This is a genomic window from Nitrospirales bacterium (assembly GCA_031315865.1).
GTDB lineage: Bacteria > Nitrospirota > Nitrospiria > Nitrospirales > UBA8639 > JAGQKC01.
In genome coordinates, this window is record JALDRJ010000002.1 from 746369 (window position 1) to 766146 (window position 19778).

The 19778-nt window shown below is 52.3% G+C and carries 13 protein-coding genes; 1 reads left to right on the forward strand and 12 read right to left on the reverse strand.

Translation table 11 applies throughout. The features are described 5' to 3' along the window. Positions 1 to 37: 37 nt before the first annotated feature. The 3 genes from MRJ96_03560 to MRJ96_03570 form a co-directional block, all read right to left on the reverse strand. A complete protein-coding gene (locus MRJ96_03560; protein MDR4500515.1) occupies positions 38 to 1327 on the reverse strand; it encodes a nitrate oxidoreductase subunit beta in 1290 nt (429 codons plus the stop codon). A 157-nt stretch (positions 1328 to 1484) separates the two neighbouring features. Beyond that, positions 1485 to 4922, reverse strand: a complete 3438-nt coding sequence (locus tag MRJ96_03565) for a molybdopterin-dependent oxidoreductase (GenBank protein MDR4500516.1) — start codon at positions 4920 to 4922, stop codon at positions 1485 to 1487. A 447-nt stretch (positions 4923 to 5369) separates the two neighbouring features. After that, on the reverse strand, positions 5370 to 6995 hold the full coding sequence (locus tag MRJ96_03570) for a sigma 54-interacting transcriptional regulator (protein MDR4500517.1): 1626 nt from the start codon (positions 6993 to 6995) through the stop codon (positions 5370 to 5372). Positions 6996 to 7549: 554 nt separating this feature from the next. Between MRJ96_03570 and MRJ96_03575 the strand changes: the two genes are divergently transcribed. Then, positions 7550 to 7948 (forward strand): hypothetical protein, encoded by a 399-nt coding sequence (locus MRJ96_03575; protein MDR4500518.1) that lies wholly within the window; start codon positions 7550 to 7552, stop codon positions 7946 to 7948. A gap of 43 nt (positions 7949 to 7991) precedes the next feature. On the opposite strand, the gene MRJ96_03580 is transcribed toward MRJ96_03575, so the two are convergent. The 9 genes from MRJ96_03580 to MRJ96_03620 all read right to left on the reverse strand — a co-directional run bounded on the left by MRJ96_03580 (position 7992) and on the right by MRJ96_03620 (position 19689). After that, a complete protein-coding gene (locus MRJ96_03580) occupies positions 7992 to 9329 on the reverse strand; it encodes a DUF3391 domain-containing protein (protein MDR4500519.1) in 1338 nt (445 codons plus the stop codon). Positions 9330 to 9366: 37 nt separating this feature from the next. Next, positions 9367 to 9909 (reverse strand): pentapeptide repeat-containing protein, encoded by a 543-nt coding sequence (locus MRJ96_03585; GenBank protein MDR4500520.1) that lies wholly within the window; start codon positions 9907 to 9909, stop codon positions 9367 to 9369. A 219-nt stretch (positions 9910 to 10128) separates the two neighbouring features. Continuing rightward, positions 10129 to 10485: an STAS domain-containing protein gene (locus MRJ96_03590; protein MDR4500521.1), complete on the reverse strand. Its 357-nt coding sequence runs from the start codon at positions 10483 to 10485 to the stop codon at positions 10129 to 10131. Between the two features lie 282 nt (positions 10486 to 10767). Next, entirely contained in the window at positions 10768 to 11505 is a 738-nt protein-coding gene (locus MRJ96_03595; GenBank protein ID MDR4500522.1) for a response regulator, read from the reverse strand. Between the two features lie 81 nt (positions 11506 to 11586). Further along, entirely contained in the window at positions 11587 to 12723 is a 1137-nt protein-coding gene (locus MRJ96_03600; protein MDR4500523.1) for a PAS domain-containing sensor histidine kinase, read from the reverse strand. Positions 12724 to 12740: 17 nt separating this feature from the next. Continuing rightward, complete coding sequence (locus tag MRJ96_03605; GenBank protein MDR4500524.1) at positions 12741 to 13115, reverse strand: PAS domain S-box protein; 375 nt, start codon at positions 13113 to 13115, stop codon at positions 12741 to 12743. A gap of 42 nt (positions 13116 to 13157) precedes the next feature. After that, positions 13158 to 14612 carry a PAS domain-containing protein gene (locus MRJ96_03610; protein ID MDR4500525.1) on the reverse strand — a complete coding sequence of 485 codons (1455 nt, stop codon included), beginning with the start codon at positions 14610 to 14612 and terminating at the stop codon, positions 13158 to 13160. A gap of 431 nt (positions 14613 to 15043) precedes the next feature. Continuing rightward, positions 15044 to 16138: a response regulator gene (locus tag MRJ96_03615; protein MDR4500526.1), complete on the reverse strand. Its 1095-nt coding sequence runs from the start codon at positions 16136 to 16138 to the stop codon at positions 15044 to 15046. 260 nt (positions 16139 to 16398) lie between these two features. Beyond that, positions 16399 to 19689: a response regulator gene (locus tag MRJ96_03620; GenBank protein ID MDR4500527.1), complete on the reverse strand. Its 3291-nt coding sequence runs from the start codon at positions 19687 to 19689 to the stop codon at positions 16399 to 16401. Positions 19690 to 19778: the final 89 nt, after the last annotated feature.

The following is a 19778-nucleotide window of genomic DNA, read 5'->3' on the forward strand; positions in this document are numbered from 1 at the left end:
GCTACCGCTCTGGCCCCTCGTGGCCCAGACTGCGCTCCTACAACCAGTTGACCCGTTCGGCCGGCCGGATGTAGATCGGCTCCTCCACCTGCTGCCGCACCGCTTCCTTGCCCGACTTGTTGAACCCCAACACGGTGTCATTGTACATCTCAAACTTCTTCCCGTGAATCATGGTTTCAAACACTTTCGGACCCGGAATCACATCATAGCGGAACAGGATCTGCTGGCTCGCCCGCCACAACTGCAGCACCGCCAACAACTCCCGACTCGGCACCAGGTACTTCTCGATCGCATTATCCACCCCTGGCCCAAACATCTGCCGCGTATACCCTCGCGGCGCCTGTCGGGGCGGGATATAGTACCCGTTCGGCTCCGTCCCCCATTGCGGGTACAGCGGCAACGCCACCTGTTCCACCCGAATGGCATAGTACAACGGATTCCACCGGTCTTCCGCCCACAGCCCATCTTCCCCTACTTTCACCAGGCTCTGTAACCGGATCTTCCCCACACAGGCCGCCATACACCGCGTCTCCATCGGCTCGCCACCGGTCAACGGGTCTTTGCCCTCCACCCGCGGATAACACGCAATACACTTCTCCGTCACCCGCGTCGTCCCCCGGTACATCGGCTTCTTAAACGGGCACTGCTCCACACACTTCTTATACCCCCGGCACCGGTTCTGGTCGATCAACACGATCCCGTCTTCCGGCCGCTTGTAGATCGCCTTGCGCGGACACGCCGCCAAACACCCCGGGTACGTACAGTGGTTACAGATCCGTTGCAGGTAGAAGAAGTACGTCTCATGCTCCGGCAAACTGCTTCCCGTCATCTTCCACGGCTCTTCCTTCGTAAACCCCGTCTTATCCACGCCTTCCACGATCGCTCGCATCGACGTCGCCGTGTCTTCATAGATGTTCACAAACCGCCATTCCTGGTCCGTCGGAATATACCCGATCGCCGCTTGCCCAATCTTGGCGCCCGCGTCAAAGATCGTCATCCCTTCGAACACCCCGTACGGCGCATGGTGCTTCCGCCCCACCCGCACGTTCCACACCTGCCCCCCGGGGTTCACCTGCTCGATCAACTGCGTGATCTTCACGTCGTAGAACTGCGGATACCCCCCATACGGCTTCGTCTCCACGTTGTTCCACCACATGTACTCCTGCCCCTTCGAGAACAACCATGTCGACTTATCCGCCATCGAACACGTTTGACAGGCTAAACACCGATTAATATTAAACACAAAGGCAAATTGCCATTTCGGATGCCGCTCCTCATACGGATACAGCATCTTCCGTCCTAGGTGCCAATTATAAACCTCTGGCATAGTTCCCTCCGTTCTCTTTGATTAATGACTAAAATTTAAATTCGGTCACTTCGTTAATTTAATAACCATTCGCGCCATGGGGAAGCCGGGGAGGTGCATGCAGTGCTTCTTTTCAGACGGCAAGTTTGAAAAGAGCCCCGACTTCCCGCAAAGCCACTTACACCTTAATCTTAATATGGTCGCCTTTGAGCCATTTGATCATGAACTCATTTTCCTGACCCGGCGTAAACCCGGTCCGAACCGGCTCCCAGGGGCCCCGCCCCCCGATCCCGCCGTCTTCCGCCTTCGTGATCCGCATCAGACATTCTTTCGGGACCGTATTGATCGCATGGTTATCCACTTGATACCCGAATTTAAACTTCCACGCCACCGCATGTTTGCCCGGCAGCGAGTCCAACTGATGTATTGGCATCAACCAATCCCGTGTAAAGGACTGTTGCGCCCCATACCGGAAGTTCGACTGATACCCCGTATCCATCGCAATCGCCCGCCCATCCGGCCGCGTCTCATGCCCCTTCACCGACTTCGCCGTCGACACATAGGGCGCATGCTTCGCCATCGTCACATGGTACGGATACGCCGGGTTATACTTCGCCCGAATCATCAACCGCGCCACCTTGTAGTACGGGTCACTGGGCTTCCAGCCCCGGTACGGCCGATCCACCGGGTTCCCATCGACGTAGACATAGTCCCCGTCATTGATCCCCCGATCTTTCGCCGCCTGCGGGTTCATGTGCAACTGATGCTCCCCGACGCCCGGCGTCCGTTTATCCATCCGGTAGGGGTCCCCGAAGTTCGACTCATACATCTGCACCCAGTCGTTGACCGACCACTGACTGTGCACCCGATGCCGCGTCTTCGGCGTCACACAATAGAACTGATACCCTTTCTCCCACAACGGATTCGAGTACCGCTTGATCTCCTGCCACGGCAGCGCAATGTTCCGCACCGTCTTATCATCATGGTGCTGCGCCGTGATCGGGATCCCGTAGTCATCCGGCCGCACATACGGGTTCGTCGTCATGATCGCATTCGGCAAGTACGGCGTCGCTTCCGTCCCTTCCCGGTGCGAGATGAAGTTCTCCCCATACTCAATACACTCCGGCTCGATGCGGTAATTCTCATACCGCCCCGTCCGCGTCCACTGCGGCTTCGACTCGTTGGTCTCTTCCCAGAACGGATGCCGGGGGTACGTCCGACACATCACCATCCACCCCTTCTCCGACTTGAGCATCGTATCCACACTGTACCCATACCCCGTCGTACTGGCATCCAACAACCGCTGCAGATACACATCCACCCGGTTGTCGTACACAAACTTGAAGTAATCCCGGAACCGCCCATCCCCGGTCATCTCCGTCAACTTCGCGGCTACCCCGGCCACCGTATCCAGGTCATTCCGCGTGTCATACAAGGGCCGAATGCCCCCCTTCCACACTTGGAACCACGGATTCGACACCGTCGCCGTATGCTCCGGGTACGTAAACTCCATCCACGTATTCACCCCCATCGCCACATCGTTATGATTGACGTCCGAGGTCATCTCCACATCCTGCGTGACTAACGTCTCAATGTGCGGATCCACGTTCTTCACCATGTCATAGTGGTGCTTCGCGTTGTTCAACACGTTCACGTTGGCCACCCACCGGAACTTCGACGGCGTCGGCATATGCGTCTTCCCCGTAAACACCCGTCGTCCATACTTGGGCGTGTTCACGATCAACGCCGTATCCCCGTGGTTCCAATACCCCACTTCTTCGCCGTAGTAGTACCCTCGCACATGGATCTCTTTGCCATGCACGTTCGGGTCCGTCGTAATCTTAAACGGGTCTTCCCCGGTATGGGTCCCTAAGCCCCCGCCACCCCACGGGGTCGAGTTCCAGATCCCCGCTTTGTAGTTGCCGGCCCAGGTATGTTGGCCCGTCCCGAACTTCCCGACATTGCCCGTCACGATCAGCACCATCGCCGCACCCCGGGCAATAATCGTCTGATGGAAGTAGTGGTTCGTCCCTTCTCCGTTATGGATCGCATGGGGCTTAACCGTCCCAGCATCCCGCGCCCAGCGCACGATCAGGTCCTTCGGCGCCCGATTGATCTGATGCACCGTATCCAGATCATAATCCTGTAAATGCGCTTGATACATCTGGAAGATCGGCATCACATCCACTTCCCGCCCGCTCAGCAACTTCACCCGGTACGTCCCGGTCAGGGCCGATTCAATCCCACTGTTGCGATAGTGCCAGCCCACCAACTCCCGGTGAATCGGCACCGCTTGATTCTTGTTCGTATCCCACACCATGAACCCGCCTAACCGCGCGATCTCAGCCGGGCTCAGCGTCTGCACTTTCCCCGAATACGTCTGTGAGAAGTCCGGCATCTGATACCCTTTGATCACTTCCCGCGGGTCCAGGTACTGGAGCGTATCCGTCCGCACCAACAACGGCATGTCCGTGTAGGCCTGACAGAAGTCATAATCGTACATGTTCTCATCGAAGATGATCTTTAAGGCCCCCAGGAACAACGCCCCGTCTGTGGCCGGCCGGACCGGAATCCAGTAGTCCGCCCGATACGCCGTCGGGTTGTACTCCGGCGTGATTACCACCACGCGGGCCCCCCGCTCAATGCTCTCGAGCTTCCAGTGCGCCTCCGGCATCTTATTCTCCACGAAGTTCTTCCCCCAACTCGTGTTGAGCTTCGAGAACCGCATGTCGTTCATGTCCACATCGGAGCCCTGCACGCCGTTCCAGAACGGATGCGCCGGGTTTTGGTCCCCGTGCCACGTGTAGTTCGACCAATACCGGCCCCCTTGCGCCTGGTTCGGCTTCACCTTCCGCACCCACGTATCCAACAACGCCCCACAACCCCCGTTCATCCGCGTAATGCCCATCTTCCCAATCACGCCCAGGATCGGCATCCCCGCTCGGAACTTAAAGCACCGGATCGCCGAGCCCTTCGTCATCTCGATCATTTCCGGCGGATACCCTTGCTCCCGCATCCGGCGCGCCCCGGCTTCCCCACTGTACCGCTTCGCGATGATGATCATCGCTTTGGCGATGTAGGTAAACGCCGTATCCCAGCTCACCCGCAGCATATCATCCAGGTACCGCGCATTGAATTTATACATCGTCATCACGTCATTGGTGAATTCCGGACTCCCGGCATCCATCCACGCTTTCCACCCCCGGCGCATCAACGGCCCCTTCAGCCGATATGGGCCATACACCCGCCGATGCATCGTGTACCCCTTCAAACACATCCGCGGATTGTGCGCAAACGTCCCCCGGTTGCCGTATAAGTCTTCGTACGTCTGATGGTCGTAGTTCTGCTCCACCCGCATCACCACCCCGTTACGCACAAAGGCCCGAATCCGGCACGCATGCGTGTCGTTGGGTGAACAACACCACGTAAACGAGGAGTCATACCGATATTGGTCGTGATACACCCGCTCCCACGACCGGTCCGGGTACTCGCCCAGGGGGTTGCCCACTTCGACCACCGGCTGCAGCGCCGTCAAGGCCAACGCCTTGTCCGCTAACGCCACCGCCGCCACGGTCCCCGCGGAGACTTTTAAAAATTGCCGTCTAGATAAAAACATGAAAACACCTCCCTACGTTAATAATGAGAGATTAAATAACTGTCTTTCACAAAAACGAGCAGGGTGTATACCTGCCTTGGTGAAATACCCTCCTTTTTGATTTAAAAAGTGGATTGATATTTTCATCTGATAACGTTGCCAATACTTTTCACTGATTTCTCAATCTGAAACAGTGAAAAAGCAAGTGACATACCTTGTTCAGCGTAAACTTACGGTGACAACAGAAAACACATAAATACTTAAAAACAAATGAGTTTTTTAATTACCACGGAGAGACAGACATCAAAATCCACGACATCAATTCGATATTTCACGGAAAATCAATGAAGTCATAGAAATTTCAATGGACCGATTGGCCTAATTTAATGCAAAAACACTAGGGTCAAGACACTAAAAAAGACAGGAAGTTACCGAAACATCACGGGAACCCTTGAAAACTTGCGGCCTTTAGCACAATGAAAGAAGCGTGGAGAGATAGTCGTACGAAAAATAGTTGGAGGTGAAAAAAAGCGGTGAGAATGCTCTATCCTTTTGACGCTGAATACCAAGCTTCTTTAAACGAGACCGAAGAGTGCTTGGGTTTAGCCCAACGAGTTTCGCAGCCCCTTTTGGCCCATCGATCCGCCAATTGGTCTGCTCGAGAACTTCAAGGATTTTATGCTTTTCGACATCACGGAGCGTATGCCCCCCATTCTGGGCCGATGAGCGGACTTCAGAAGAAGAATCCAGCGTGCAAAAATGATGATGCTCAACCTTCAAGTCCGAGCCATCAGAAAGAATTGCCGCACGCTGAATCACATTTTGTAATTCCCGAACATTTCCCGGCCAGGAATAAGCCATCAATCGCTCAAGAGACTGTTCGCTCATCCGTCGGCAAGGGAGTGAAAACTTGGCACAGACCCGGTCAAGAAAGTGCTGAGCAAGAAGAGAAATATCCGTCGGTCGATCACGAAGGGGTGGAAGCGCGATCGGGAACACATGAAGGCGGTAAAATAGATCCATACGAAATTGACCACTGCTGACCGCGTGCTTCAGGTCCGAATTCGTCGCGGCAACAATCCGAACATCGACGGGGATCGATTCTTTTCCACCGAGTCGATCGACCTGCCCATCCTGCAAGACACGCAGCAGTTTGGATTGAGTCGCTTGCGGCATTTCTCCGATCTCATCGAGAAAGAGCGTTCCGCCATTGGCCAGTTCGAATCGACCCAGCTTGAGCTCATCCGCTCCGGTAAACGCTCCCCGTTCATGACCAAATAATTCACTCTCGACGAGGCCTGACGGTAAACCGGCACAATTAATCGCGATAAAAGGCCGATGCCTCCGCGGACTCTGATCATGAATATAGCGAGCCAAGAGCTCCTTCCCTGTCCCCGTTTCGCCAGTAATGAGCACGCTGGAATCAGTAGGAGCTACAGATTTTGCGAGGCTTTGCACCTTCTTCAAGCCCTTACTCTGACCAACCATCCCTCCAATCGCATCAGGTTTCTCTAACTTCTCCCGACTCACGTGAAGACCTGAATCTTCCGAAACCGTATTACTGACCTCTAATTGATGATGGACTAATTCATTATTCACAAGGAGGCCAAGCAGGGTCGCAATCTGCTCGAGAAACGCGATTTCATCCCCGGCGCGGTTACCAGCATCGATTCTGCCGACATTTAAGGTCCCCAAGCATCGATCCCCAATCAGCAATGGAAGGGTGACCATGGAATTCAGGCCTTCTTTCACGTAGGAATAATCTTCGACATACTCCAGCCGAGCTCGCAGGTCCGAACGAATGAGTGATTGTCGGTGCTCGTAGACCCAGCCCAGCGCACTTCCCTTGCGATGAATCAACGAATCGGCCCGCAAAACCAATTCTTCCGAAAGTTTGCTTTCGACGGCATAAAATTGAAAAGAGTCCAGCTCAGGCAGAAAAAGGGTGATTTCAACTTTGTCCCAGGCGACGACATCGTCAATGTGCCTCACAAGGTCCTGCAAACAATTTTCAAGGTCTAAACGAAGGCTCAGAATTTTGGTAACTTTTGATAGAGCATGGTAGTAATGTGCCGGCATAATGTCTTTCACCATAAGTTGTTCGAGCACCATTCCTGATTGTTAAAAAGTATTAAAGGATATGACATCGTTGATCACACGATCGGCATGAATTACGAGTGTTTCCTTTACCAAATACTCTCAAGCCAAGCAATTCCAGGGCCACAAAACCATTTCAGGTCCGACAGAGAACATGTCATAAAAAAAGCCATTGCATGAACAAACAGCAAGAGCTTTCTCTTTCTAACATCTCGACTATGTAGGCTAAGATCCTCCTCTTATGCCTCTTATTTATACTATACAGGTGTTCCCTTTAATAAAGCGAGTTCAAGCGCTCATTCTGAAACCAAGTGCCGTCCGCTCATCATTAAACAACAGGCCTAGAAAAAATACAAGACCGTGCGATTTCGAACAGATTTTCTCGTGCAAACATGCACAACATCACTCTCAAGACCGTTCAATCTTCCTGCATGTCATCTTTACCATTACCATCTCCATGATCAAATGGCAGACATCCCGAAATCGGGCCCCGAGACCGAAACTGTCAACCAATGACGTTCCATGCTACACTACGACTCAGTATTTTCACTATGACAACCTCTGCCGATAAACCCAATATCTATCAACTCTCTGGACTCGATGATCGAGAACGCGGATTCACTCGACAGGTCGAAAGTCGCTTGCTGGATGGAACGTATCATGTTGTGCTGCGGTATGAACGGATGAGGTTCGATGAAGAGTCCTTGACCGATGAAAATTCAGCCCTCCAACGTTTGATCAAGACCCTGCAAAAACTGGGATATACCCAGCTTCGTTCCCAGTTAATCTTTCAGGGCGAGGCCTACTTGGGGACCCAAGAACTCTGGATTGAGTATCCAGATGACCAACCGGAAGCAGAAGATAAACTTTCAGTGTTCGAGCGTATAAACCGATGGCTCAACAAAGAAAAAAGCCAAAAGCCAAGGAATCGTTTCCTTGGTCAGTGTTAATCATCACTCTTGACCACCATTTCCGAATGATCGAGAAAGGGAATTACGACGACGCAGCCTGACACTCTAGAGTCGCTTGAGCATCTCCTGCCTGCGGAGCCGAGGGGTAGTAGGAAATAATTCGACGGGGATTCAAATAATCCCGAATTTCCGGGGAGAGTTCCCGGGGCCGGATCGCTTCTTTAATGGCAATCTCTTGTTCGCGGGCCAAATCCAGGATCATCGCCTCGTCTTTTGGTATATCGGGAGAATACACCATAACGATGGGGCGAAGGCGCGTCTCCATGTTCACGCTCGTCACGAGACCAATCGACCCATTCGTCAACGCCACCAATGATCCGGGAGGATAGACGCCTAACTGACGAATCAACGTCACGACAGCCTCTCCCCACAACGTCGAACGCTCTTTCGTATAGAGCATTGATAGCGCCTCTGAAGGAGTCAGACTTTTGTGTGGATCCGGATTATTACACAATTCATCATAGGCATCGGCTACCATCACGATTTTGGCATACTGGGTAATCCCGCCCTCTTTCAACCCCAACGGATATCCGGTTCCATTCAACCGCTCATGATGTTGCAGGACGATATCCAAACACTCATGAGGAAAAGATGGAAACGCCGTGAGCGTCTCTTTTCCGTAACGTGGGTGTTTTTTTAGGATAGCCTTGGTTTCGGCAGATGCGGTTCTGGACTTTCTCAACAACATTTCCGCGGAGTACTTGAGTTCACCAATATCATGCAGCATCGCTCCCATCGCGATTTTTTCTATTTCGTGACGTTTCAGGCCCAGATCACGGGCGATGAGGATTGCCAGCGTGCACACATTGAGAGCATGGAGAAGAAACTCTTCCCCGGTATCATTCGATCCCATAAGGTTCATCAGAGCTCGTGACGTGTTATTATCGACCAGAATATCGTTGAGTGAACCAATCATCTTTTTGGCGGTGGCCAAACCACGAGGCGAGCCGGAGCTCAGGTCTTGCAGCATGACCTTGCCTTCACGCAGGACCTCTTTATAATCGGCCTCAACTTTTCGAAGTTGTTCTTGGTAGTTTTGATAATCCTTCTGGAGTTCGATTTTGTGTTGAACCAGTTCTTCTTGCGCTGCGGCTTCATCCGCCGATGTTACGTCCTGGCCTCTTTGCAGACTGGCCGTCTCGCCTTCCAGGCCGGCTTCATCTTCCTCAAGCCCTTCAGGGTCTGATCTGTCAGGATCGAAGAGAAGTGTCACATTTTTGAGACTCTTCAACGTTTCAAGTTCCTTGTGATACCGAACCTTGAACGTATTCGTCGGGAATGGATGACTAAACCACGAACCCTCGATTTTGATGTATAGGCCTATCCGTAGATCGTTCGTAGTGATTTCTTCAAATGCCATTCTCAGATCTTTCGGGCTATGTCCATTTCATGCTTCGTTACCGACCGTTTCGACTGGCCACTTTTTCCAGGCCATAGAATCCCCTAGACCCATCAAAAAAGGCTCCCTCAAGGATTGCGCCCTTGACAGTCGTGCCTGACAGATCCGCTCGTTGAAACTGTGCGTTCATCAGATTCGCCTCCGAGAAGTCCATGTCACGAAGGTCCGCATCTTGAAAATTCGTTTCGGTACAATTGGCGTATTTGGCGTGAGCCATGAGAAAGAGGGCATGGGAACAATCAGCTCGAGCTAAACACGCACGTTCCAAAAATGCCCCAATAAAATGCGCCCCTTCGCATTGCACGCCGGAAAGATTCGCGCCCTCCAGATTCGCCCCAAACAAAAACGCCTGCGACAAATTCGCACCACTCAAGTCCGCCCCGTGAAGATTCGCTCCGGTCAAGATGATGGCTTGCAGATCTCGCCCGCGCAGGTCCACGCCACAGAGGTCCGGACGAATCTGTGGGCACGCTTCCCGCCAGGTGTTCCAGGCGGAAAGTCCGTCTTCAAGAAGACATTGAAGATGTCGTGAATTGGCCATGTAACTTCTTCTTCCTCACCCCTCATGACGAACAATTGCAGCCGATTTCTTGAGCGTGTACCGGACGGACACATACAGGCATCATTCACGCCCTCATGATAAAAACATGCAGCGTCCCTTTTGGAATCTCCGATGCCATGCGTGGCCTTTCGATCGTTCCGATGGGAAAATCCAGCAATTCGTGGGTTGAATCGGACTCCCTCCCGTCCGCAATGACCATTACTTCGAGAAGCTCGCGAATGATGTTCGTGAAGAGACGGCGTCATCAACCGTCGCGTACACCTTGATCAGGTTTCCAAGATTTGCCAATGAAAAGATTTTCCGAACATAATCTTGAGGTTCGGCAACAACGAGGCGAATTTTGGCGGCTTCCAAATTCTTATAAGCCACGGTCAGAAGGCCCAAGGCAGCACTATCGATAAAAGAAACGTCTTTCAGGTGGGCCACGATTAGGTGGACGCCGGTAGCCTTGGCTTTTTCCACCGCAGCCTGAAAGTCGTGGCGTGCATTAAAGTCCAAACGGCCAACCAATGACAAAATCGCGGCATTATCACGCGTTGTTTGAGTGATCATCATGTTCGTTCTCCTCCTTGAAGGCTCATCACCATAGCGTCAATCCAATCCCCTCGTTCCAGTCTGCGTTGACTTCGTCTCTCTCGCAGCATTTCACGTTTACTCGTTCATTAGGCAGTTATGAATGTGAATTCGAGAAACCCAGCGTCATCAACTTGCTGGTCTTAGGTCACCAGCACGCTAAGGCAAGGCAGGATAGACAACTGCACCTGTACGGGCGCCAGGCTAGGCAGCCCACATCTTTTCGGGGCCCTATGAAGAATATCGGTGAATACAGTCGGAATCTTAAGGGATCTCAGAGGAAGTATTTTCGAGGAGGGCTTGGAGGTGTTTCCTGAGTTCACCCAGCTCCTTGGATTTAAAGGCTCCTTTGGTACGCTGAAGAACTTGGATCGTCTCGTAGAGTCCTTCTCGAAGACGAAAATAGTCCGAAATCGACGGTTGAGTCGAGACCATACTTGAATCAATGAGTTCAGCCAAATCCGCGACTTGCCGTTGCAACTCCATGACATGCGGATCAGCCACCAACGCTTGCTCCACCTGAACATCCTGGACCGCATCACCCAGCATGCTTAACGTATTTTCGATCGCGGCCAAGCGTTTGGTCCGCCGTTCCGCTTCTTGCTTGGCCGCACGGATGGTTCGGAGCACCTGCTTCTGACGAACTCCTCGTTTGACAGCATCAAGCAACATGGGAAACGGCACGGGTTTGATCATATATTCCAGCACGTGTAATCGTACGGACTCCACCGCTGAGGGCACGGACGGATAACCGGTCAGGACGATCACCGGAAGCGTCTTGGCTTGCATACGAACTTCATCGACCATTTCCAGCACCCGATTCCCTGGCATGTTGAGATCTGTGATGAGTAAATCGAACTCCAGTGCTGTCAACGATTCACAGATTTCTTCGGCATTCCGAACCTTATGACAAGCAAATCCCTCGTTCTCGAGTAATTCTCCCGTTGCTTCTAGAAAGATTTCTTCATCATCTGCGAGCAAAAGATTCCCTTGAGAGACCATCGTAACGCCCTCCTTGTTCAGGATACCTTTGATTAAGGAAGCATCGTACCACACCCCCATTGCCCTTGGCCTGGATCATGGCTATAACAGGCCCGCTTGTTGTCTCAGTAATTGTACGCAAAACGTGGTGCCTTCCCCTTCATAACTGGTAAAGCTCACCGTGCCACCCATCGATTCGATCAGACTCCGAGAAACCGCCAGCCCAAGCCCCATTCCGCTCTCAGTATCTCCATATTTGGTCGTAAAGAATGGTTCAAAAATACGAGCCTGCTGATCTTTCGGAATGCCTCGTCCATGATCGTGAATAGAGATCGTCACCGTTTCCTCATCAGCCGTGATGTCCATGAAGACCGTTTGCCCAGCCACGGAAGCCTCGATCGCATTTTGCGTGATATTACACAGGACTTGAATCAAACCCGTTTTGGGGTACTGCGCATACACCCGGGACTTCGACCACCGGCACGCGATGGTGACTCCGTGAGTTTGAGCCAAGGTGGTCATAATACTCTTCGTACTCGTCAGAAGTTCAACGAGGTTGACTTTTTCCTGTTTTCCAGTCTCCGGACGATAGAGCTGGTATAACTGTTTGACGATTTGCGAAATCCGTTCGATACAGTCATCGATTTTCTGCGCGTAGTGAAAATGTCGATGTTGGGGCGGCACCGCCTGCTTGAGCAAGGCCATGGATTGCGCGATGCTCGCTAAGGGATTGTTGATCTCATGAGCCACGCCAGCCGCGACCTGAGCCAATGCCGCGAGCTTTTCCACTTGCATCCGTCGTTGTTCAAGCTCTTGAATACGTTCGCTTCGCCGCTCTACTTCAGCTTCAAGCCCTTCCGTATATCGTTTCAGTTCCTCTTCCAAACGCTTTTGTTCAGTCACATCTTGCCCGACATAGGCAAATTGTGGCTTGCCTTCTTCGGACATCCCGATAAACGACACGGTTATCGACAGCCAGTGCTGCCGGTCATCGCGAACATGTTGGGACTCAAAGTGTACAGGTGTCCCGGTCCGTTGACTCTTTCGGTAGGCCCTCAACCACATCTGACGTCTCGCCTCCGTCCCGCCAAGACCCGGGACATACCGTCCATGTAAATCAGCCACATTTAAGCCAAAAAACTTCCCGGTGGCGAAATTGTCAGAAAGATGTCGAATATCTTCACCATCGATTTCAGCCATACCCATCATGAACGGCACACTGTCGAAAAAACTTTGCAAAGCCGCCTTCCCTGACTTTAATTCTGCTGCTGTTCGTATGTGACGGGAAATATCGAGATATTCCGCACACGATACAGGAGCTTCCCATGTCTATCTTTGACGACCGAGACCATCACCAGCGAGAGAAACGTCGTTCCATCTTTTCGAAGGTTGGTCGATTCGTACGAAAGATGTCCATGCCTGTGGACTCGCCTGATGACCTCCGGTAATTCCATCCTCGACTCTTCGGTCAATACCGAGGCCATCGGCTTTCCTATCAATTCATCTGGTGCATAGCCATGCATCCTGGCATAGGCGGGATTCACCATACCAATTCCTGCGTTTTCGAATATCGCGTGAAAACGCTTGGCACTGCCCTCACGCGCGATTCCTGCACCTTGACGCTCAGCCACGTCCACCACGGTTGATCAAGACTTCACAAATCTCCTTTGGCCTCAAGAGGTCGTCTCCCGGCGCTTGTCTGTAATCTCTTGACACGTACACACCAGCCCCGCAGGGTATCGATCATGCAAATTCAAGAGGGTGAGAGAGACGAGCACGCGAAATTTCTCACCGGTTTTTCTACGTCCCAGTAATTCACCACGCCAACTGCCCTGTTGTTTCAAGATCGGAAACACTTGATGTTTAATCCGAGTCACTTCTGCTTCATCATATTGCTTTTCCCAAGAATGCCCCACTAACTCATCGCGCTCATATCCATACATCTTGGCTTCTGCTGAATTGACATAGACAAAGATGCCATTTTCATCATGAAGACTCAGACCTTCAATGGCACGATCCACCGCATACTCCAGTCGTGCCCTCCCAAGCTCAGCCTGCTTTCGGTCTGTGATATCCCGAGCCACAACCACGATGCCCTCGACAACTCCGTGACTCGTTCGTAGTGGAGTATAGGTGACGATCATATACCGTTCACCCGCACGTCGAAAGGTGAACCAGGATTCGTACATCACCTCTTTCCCGACCAGACATTGGTCGAGCCTCGGCTTAATCACGTATTGAAACGTCTCGTTACCCAATAAATCGGACACGGAGGAGCCGACGATACCCTCCATGGTCGTTCCATGCGCCATCTCATAGGCCGGATTAACCCGCCGATACCGGTAATTGAGATCGAGGATCGCAATCTGATCGGATGAACCGTCAAACATCTGTTTCGCTAACCGCCATGACCCTTTCAACAGCATCTGGTCCGTTTGGTCGATTGACACGGTCAGCACACATTCACCCGGAATGTATAACGACCGGAACGGCATTCTGGTCGTCTGGAAAATTCGTGTTTCACCTTGCCGACTCGTGTATACTTCGTGCTCATCACATTCCGGTTTTTGTTGTTCCCGTACTCGTGTTTCAGCCTGCCGACGCTTCTCCTCCTCGACAGGATCCATACTCAACCGTATCTCGTGCAATCCGAGAAGCTCTTCACGGGAGATGCCGAGCGATTCCGCCGTTTGCCGGTTCGCCATCGTCATTTTGCCATTCTCGTCTCGGACATAAATCATATGAGGTATCAGGTCGATCACGGCTTGGATATCCTCCGCCCGCTTTCGCACTTCTTCTGCATACTCTTTCCAGGAAATCATGAATAGTGAGGTCATTCCGATCGCCAGGATGGACAACCCTCGATTCACGAGCACTTGCCACTCCTTCCCTCCTGGAGGCGATAAAAAATACCCCGCGACCGTCAGCCCGGAGCAGAGAACACCCACAAGAACGGTCACACGCCGTCCCGGCATGTCTTTCGTCAGGAACACGGCGAACAGATAGGGAACGCCCGAGGCCACGCCCAGGGGCAAGACCAGGTCTAAGACAAACAGACTGCCCACCACCCCACTAAGCACGAAGATCGGCGGTAGGATCCAGGCCTTCCTTTCAGACTTGGCAATCATCCTCGTAATAAAAGCTTCGACCGTATCATGAAAGAACAGCGTGACAGAAAACGTGTATCGTCATAACGAATGTCATGAGTCTGAGAAACAATCAGGAAGGAAACTGGTACGTCGAACAGCAATCAATGTATTATGCCGGCCCATAACAACTCACGGTTTCATCCTGAAAAGATGACTGTAGAAAACACGGAGAAAAGCCGGATTCTATCTGGCGGGATAAAAACAGTGTGTAGGCTTACATGATCTGAGGAAATCCCTGTGAATGCTTGAAGATGAGTCATTTCCTTAGCGAAAATGAAACCAGAGAAACCAGGACAACATTGTACCCGTTCATTTCAATCATTTCAACGGGAATCTGGAGCGACGACAGACCGCTGACTACGGGCGCGTCCCTGAGGGCCTGGTCGGCGTTCAATCGAAAGGTAAAGTGTTTAGGAGTTGTACTCTGACACGGGCTCCATCGCTCGCACATCCACATAGGTGCGTTGCACCTCGAGCATGAGCGGGAGCATGTCTTCGAAGCGTTCCACGAGATGAGGATCAAGATGGGTGCCAGACAATTCGTGGATATGTTTGATGGCATCTTCCACGGCCCAGGCCTCTTTGTATGGACGCTGAGAGGTGAGGGCATCGAAAATATCGCAGATGGCGCAGATTCGTCCCGGTAAAGGAATATCTTCCCCTGACAATTTATTGGGATACCCTGACCCATCCCATTTTTCATGGTGAGTCAGTGCGATAATTTCCGCCATTTGGAGCAAGGGAGAATCACTCCCAGAGAGCAATTCGGCGCCGATGAGCGTGTGGCGTCGCATTGTGTGCCATTCTTCCGACGTTAACTGGTCTGGTTTTAAAAGAATGTCGTCTGGAATGCCTATCTTCCCGATATCGTGCATCGGCATCGCCTGCTGAACGAGCTTACACTCCTCTTCGGTCATGCCCGCCGCCTGGGCGAGAATCGCCGCATAGTGACTCATCCGCACAATATGAGATCCGGTATCATTGTCCCGGTATTCGGCAGCCCGTCCCAATCGATGGATGACTTCTCGTTGCGTGTCCTCGAGCGCTTGCGTCCTTGTCAGGACCGTTTCTTCCAGGGTTTCCATATACCGCTTATTTTCTTTGTGGAGCAGGCTGGTTTCCAATAGATTACGAATCCTCATCAACACTTCTACTTTATCAAACGGCTTATTCAAAAAGTCTTTTGCGCCAGACTCAAGCGCCCGCAATCGGGTTCCCCGGTCCTCTTCCGAGGTTAAGACCAGAATGGGCAAATAGGGTCGCTTATTGACGATCTTCAATTGTCCCATGACCTGAAAACCATCGACTTCAGGCATGCGAATGTCCAGGCAAATCAGGTCTGGGTTCATTTCTCGGTAGAGTCGCACGACATCGGTCGATTCGGTCGTACTATGAATGTTCGTATAGCCGGCTGACTGAAGAATGTTCTCCAACAGCATAATATTCGTCATTTGATCATCCACGATCAAAACGGCTGCTTGTTGACATTGGTGTTGAGAGATCATGATTCCTCTCGCCAAAAGGTGGACTTCAAAAAATTACTCTCAATCAAAGGAGGTAGATGAAAGCTCCGGCTTGATGTCCTCTCTGCGGCCGTAGACCGACTGACCATGAATAGAACCTATTTCGGTCACTTACCCGAGAACTTTACGCAGTTCACTGGCTTGTGACAGATTGGAACGTGCGTGAGGAAGGGTTCTTCACACAATGACCAAGAAGAATGAACAGATGCCCACAACATCCAAAGTCGGCAGCGTTACCATTTTCAGATTTGACGACTGCGTTCCTCCATGTCATCCGCGACCGGTTCCATCTCAGAACGAGCACACGCGCCGCTCTCTCCGTTGGCGGCATCAGACATCGAGGAGCCGGATTCTCCTCTGGTTAACCACTTCGTCAACACCTCCGTTAAGGCTTCCGGCTTGATTGGCTTCGTGATATAGTCGTCCATTCCAGCCTCCAAACATTTTTCACGATCACCTTGCATCGCATTCGCCGTCATAGCGATGATCGGTACTCGACGGCCACACATTCGGCCACTCGTGTCTCCATTCAGATCTTTAGCCTCTCGCTCGACGCGCAACGCTTCACGGCGTCGAATTTCTCTCGTTGCTTCATAGCCATCCATCTCCGGCATCTGACAATCCATGAGGACCACATCATACGGTTGCCGGACAACCGCCTCGATCGCCTCTTGGCCATTCGCAGCCACATCCGCCCGATGCCCCAGTCGTTCGACCATCAAGACCGCCAACTGCTGATTGACCCGATGATCATCGGCGACGAGGACTCGGACGCTTTTCTTGCGTTCGACTTCTTTCAGCGCATGGCTGGTGATCAAAGCCGGGACAGATGCTTCCGCGCTCCCAGAGCCGTCGTTCATCACCGTCAACAAGCAGGCTTCGAGTTGGCCTTTGCGAATGGGCTTCGTTAAATACGCGGAGAACCCAGCCTGACGAGCAGCCGTCGCATCACCCCGGCGGCCTAGCGAGGTGAGAAGGATCAACCTGACTGATGCAAGGGACGAGTCGGCCTTGATAGCCCGTGCCAGGTCCAGCCCATCCATCTCGGGCATCTCCATATCCAGGATGGCCATATCATACGGCAGGCCCCGCTGAACCGCTCGCCGCAAGATCTCCAGCCCTTCTGCCGGGGTGGCCGCGGTCGTCCCGTCCATCTCCCAGTCGACAAAATATTGTGCGACGAGACGACGATTGATCTGATGATCATCCACATAACACACACGAAGTCCCTGGAATGAAGTCTGACGGTCAACCGGTTCAGGTGACGCCTGACGCTGTTTCCCTAATCGCATCGTAAACCAGAACATCGTCCCGACGCCTGGCGTGCTCTGCACGCCAATCTCTCCGCCCATTTGCTCAACGAGCTGCTTGGAAATGGCGAGGCCCAGTCCCGTCCCGCCATACTTCCTCGTAGTCGAACTATCGGCTTGGGTGAAGGGTGAAAACAGCTTGGCCTGGACTTCGGGGGACATGCCGATCCCGGTATCGGTAATTTCAGCTCGTATCAGAACCGAGTCTTCTGTTTCTTCAGAGCCATGAATCTGAACGGACACCTCTCCCTGTTTGGTGAATTTAATGGCGTTACCCACTAAATTCATGAACACCTGACGAATGCGGCCAGGGTCGCCGCATAGTGCGGTCGGCACTCGTGCCGAGACAAGCCCGACCAGTTCGAGATGCTTCTCACTGGCCTTCCCGGCCAAGAGATCCAGTGTTTCTTCGAGCGCAGTCCTGAGGTCAAAATCAATCGTCTCAAATTCAAGTTTCCCGGATTCGATCTTCGAAAAGTCTAAAATATCATTGATAATGGTCAAAAGCGCTTCAGCAGAACTTCGTACCGTATCGGCATACTGACGTTGTCGGGCAGTCAACGCCGTTTCCAATAACAAGCCGGTCATGCCGATCACGCCGTTCATGGGCGTACGAATTTCATGACTCATCGTGGCAAGAAATTCGGACTTGATTCGACTGCCCTCCTGCGCCATCAAGGCGGCCTGTTTCATATGTGCTTCCGCTCGAGTTCGTTCGATGACCCGACCAAGTTGCGTGCCGATAATCGTCACCACTTCCAATAAATGATCATCCAGATAAGCCCCCTGAACGAAGAAGAGTTCCATCACTGCGGTAGCCTTACTCCCGATACAGATTGGAAAGGCAAAGGCGCCTGTCAACCCGACCGCATCGGCGACTTTCGCTCGCGGGAAAATTTGATCCTGCGCGAGGTTTTCAACCCACACCGAACGGCAACTGGCGGCGACACTGCCGGGAAGACCTCTCCCAAGACGAAAGGACGTCTGCTCAGTGATCTGTCGAAATGAGTCAAATACAGAAGATTCAAGGTGCCAGATTTTTGATGGAACTAATAGGTGTTCATCTTCCTCATGCGTCAGATAGACATGCCCGACGGGACAATGCATATGCTCGCAGACAAGATCGAGAATGGCCTGAAACGCCTCATCGATCGACCGGGCTTCATTCGCAGAAACCGCCGCTCGCTGCAGTAGTTGCACCATAGCCGTCTCTTTCTGTAATGCGGTTTCGCCTTCCTTGCGTTGGGTAATATCACGGATGAAGGCATGAAACTCCCATTCCCGGTTCATCCCTTTGACCGGGGAAACTGCCAATTCCACTGGGAACTCCCGGCCCTGCCTGTCACACGCAACCGTTTCAATGCGTGTGCCGAGGATCGTCGGGGTTTCGGTCTCGAGAAACCGATTCAGTCCCGTGAAATGTGCCTGCCGGTATCGAACCGGAATGATGCAGTCTGACAAGAGTTGTCCGACAGCCTCGTCTCGAGGCAATCCAAACATCACCTCTGCCTGAAAGTTCCAGTCCAGGATCAATCCGTAACTGTCCATGCCGACGACGGCATCCAGGGCCGTATCAATAATCCGTCGATTTTTGGTCTCACTGAGTTTGAGCGCCTGCGACAAACGCGTCACGGCTTTACGGACCAGATACATCGTCAGCAGGATAACCAACAGACTCACCGTCGCCTGCTTCATGATCACGTAATAGGTTTTCTGACGAAGACTCTCCAAGGAAAGCGTCACTCTGATCCACCCCACAAGTTGAGAATTGGCAAGAAGGGGATGAAAAATGACCATGGACTCTCGAGAGCCTTCCTTGCCCTCTTGAATCGAGACACGCACATCAGGATCAGCCTCTCCAAATGTCGGCGGCACAACGGTCTTGCCAATTTTATCCGAGCGATCAGAAGCGACCACCATATTATCTTTATCGATGACGACCACATCCAAAATTTCGTCATTCGCCTGACTACGGTTCATCAAGGCTTCTTGAACGGGAAACAGATTGTCCAACACCGCCGCCGCTCCGAGCAGCGACAGTCCTTCGGCCAGAGCCAAGCCATGTTGTTGGGCAGCACTCTCTAACTCCCTATGACGCTCGACAACCTGTAAAAAACCATAGATGCCCATCACGAGCGCAATCACTGTCGAAAGGACAACGATGAGCCATTGTTCGGGCTGCTTCTCGATGAACGTCTGGAAGCGAGACTTAAGAGATTTCATACAGGTCGTTATGGTTCCAGGACTATTCCATTCAAGCCTGACAGTTCAACAGGCACAGGGATGGTTTTCTTCTGAACGCCGAGAAACCG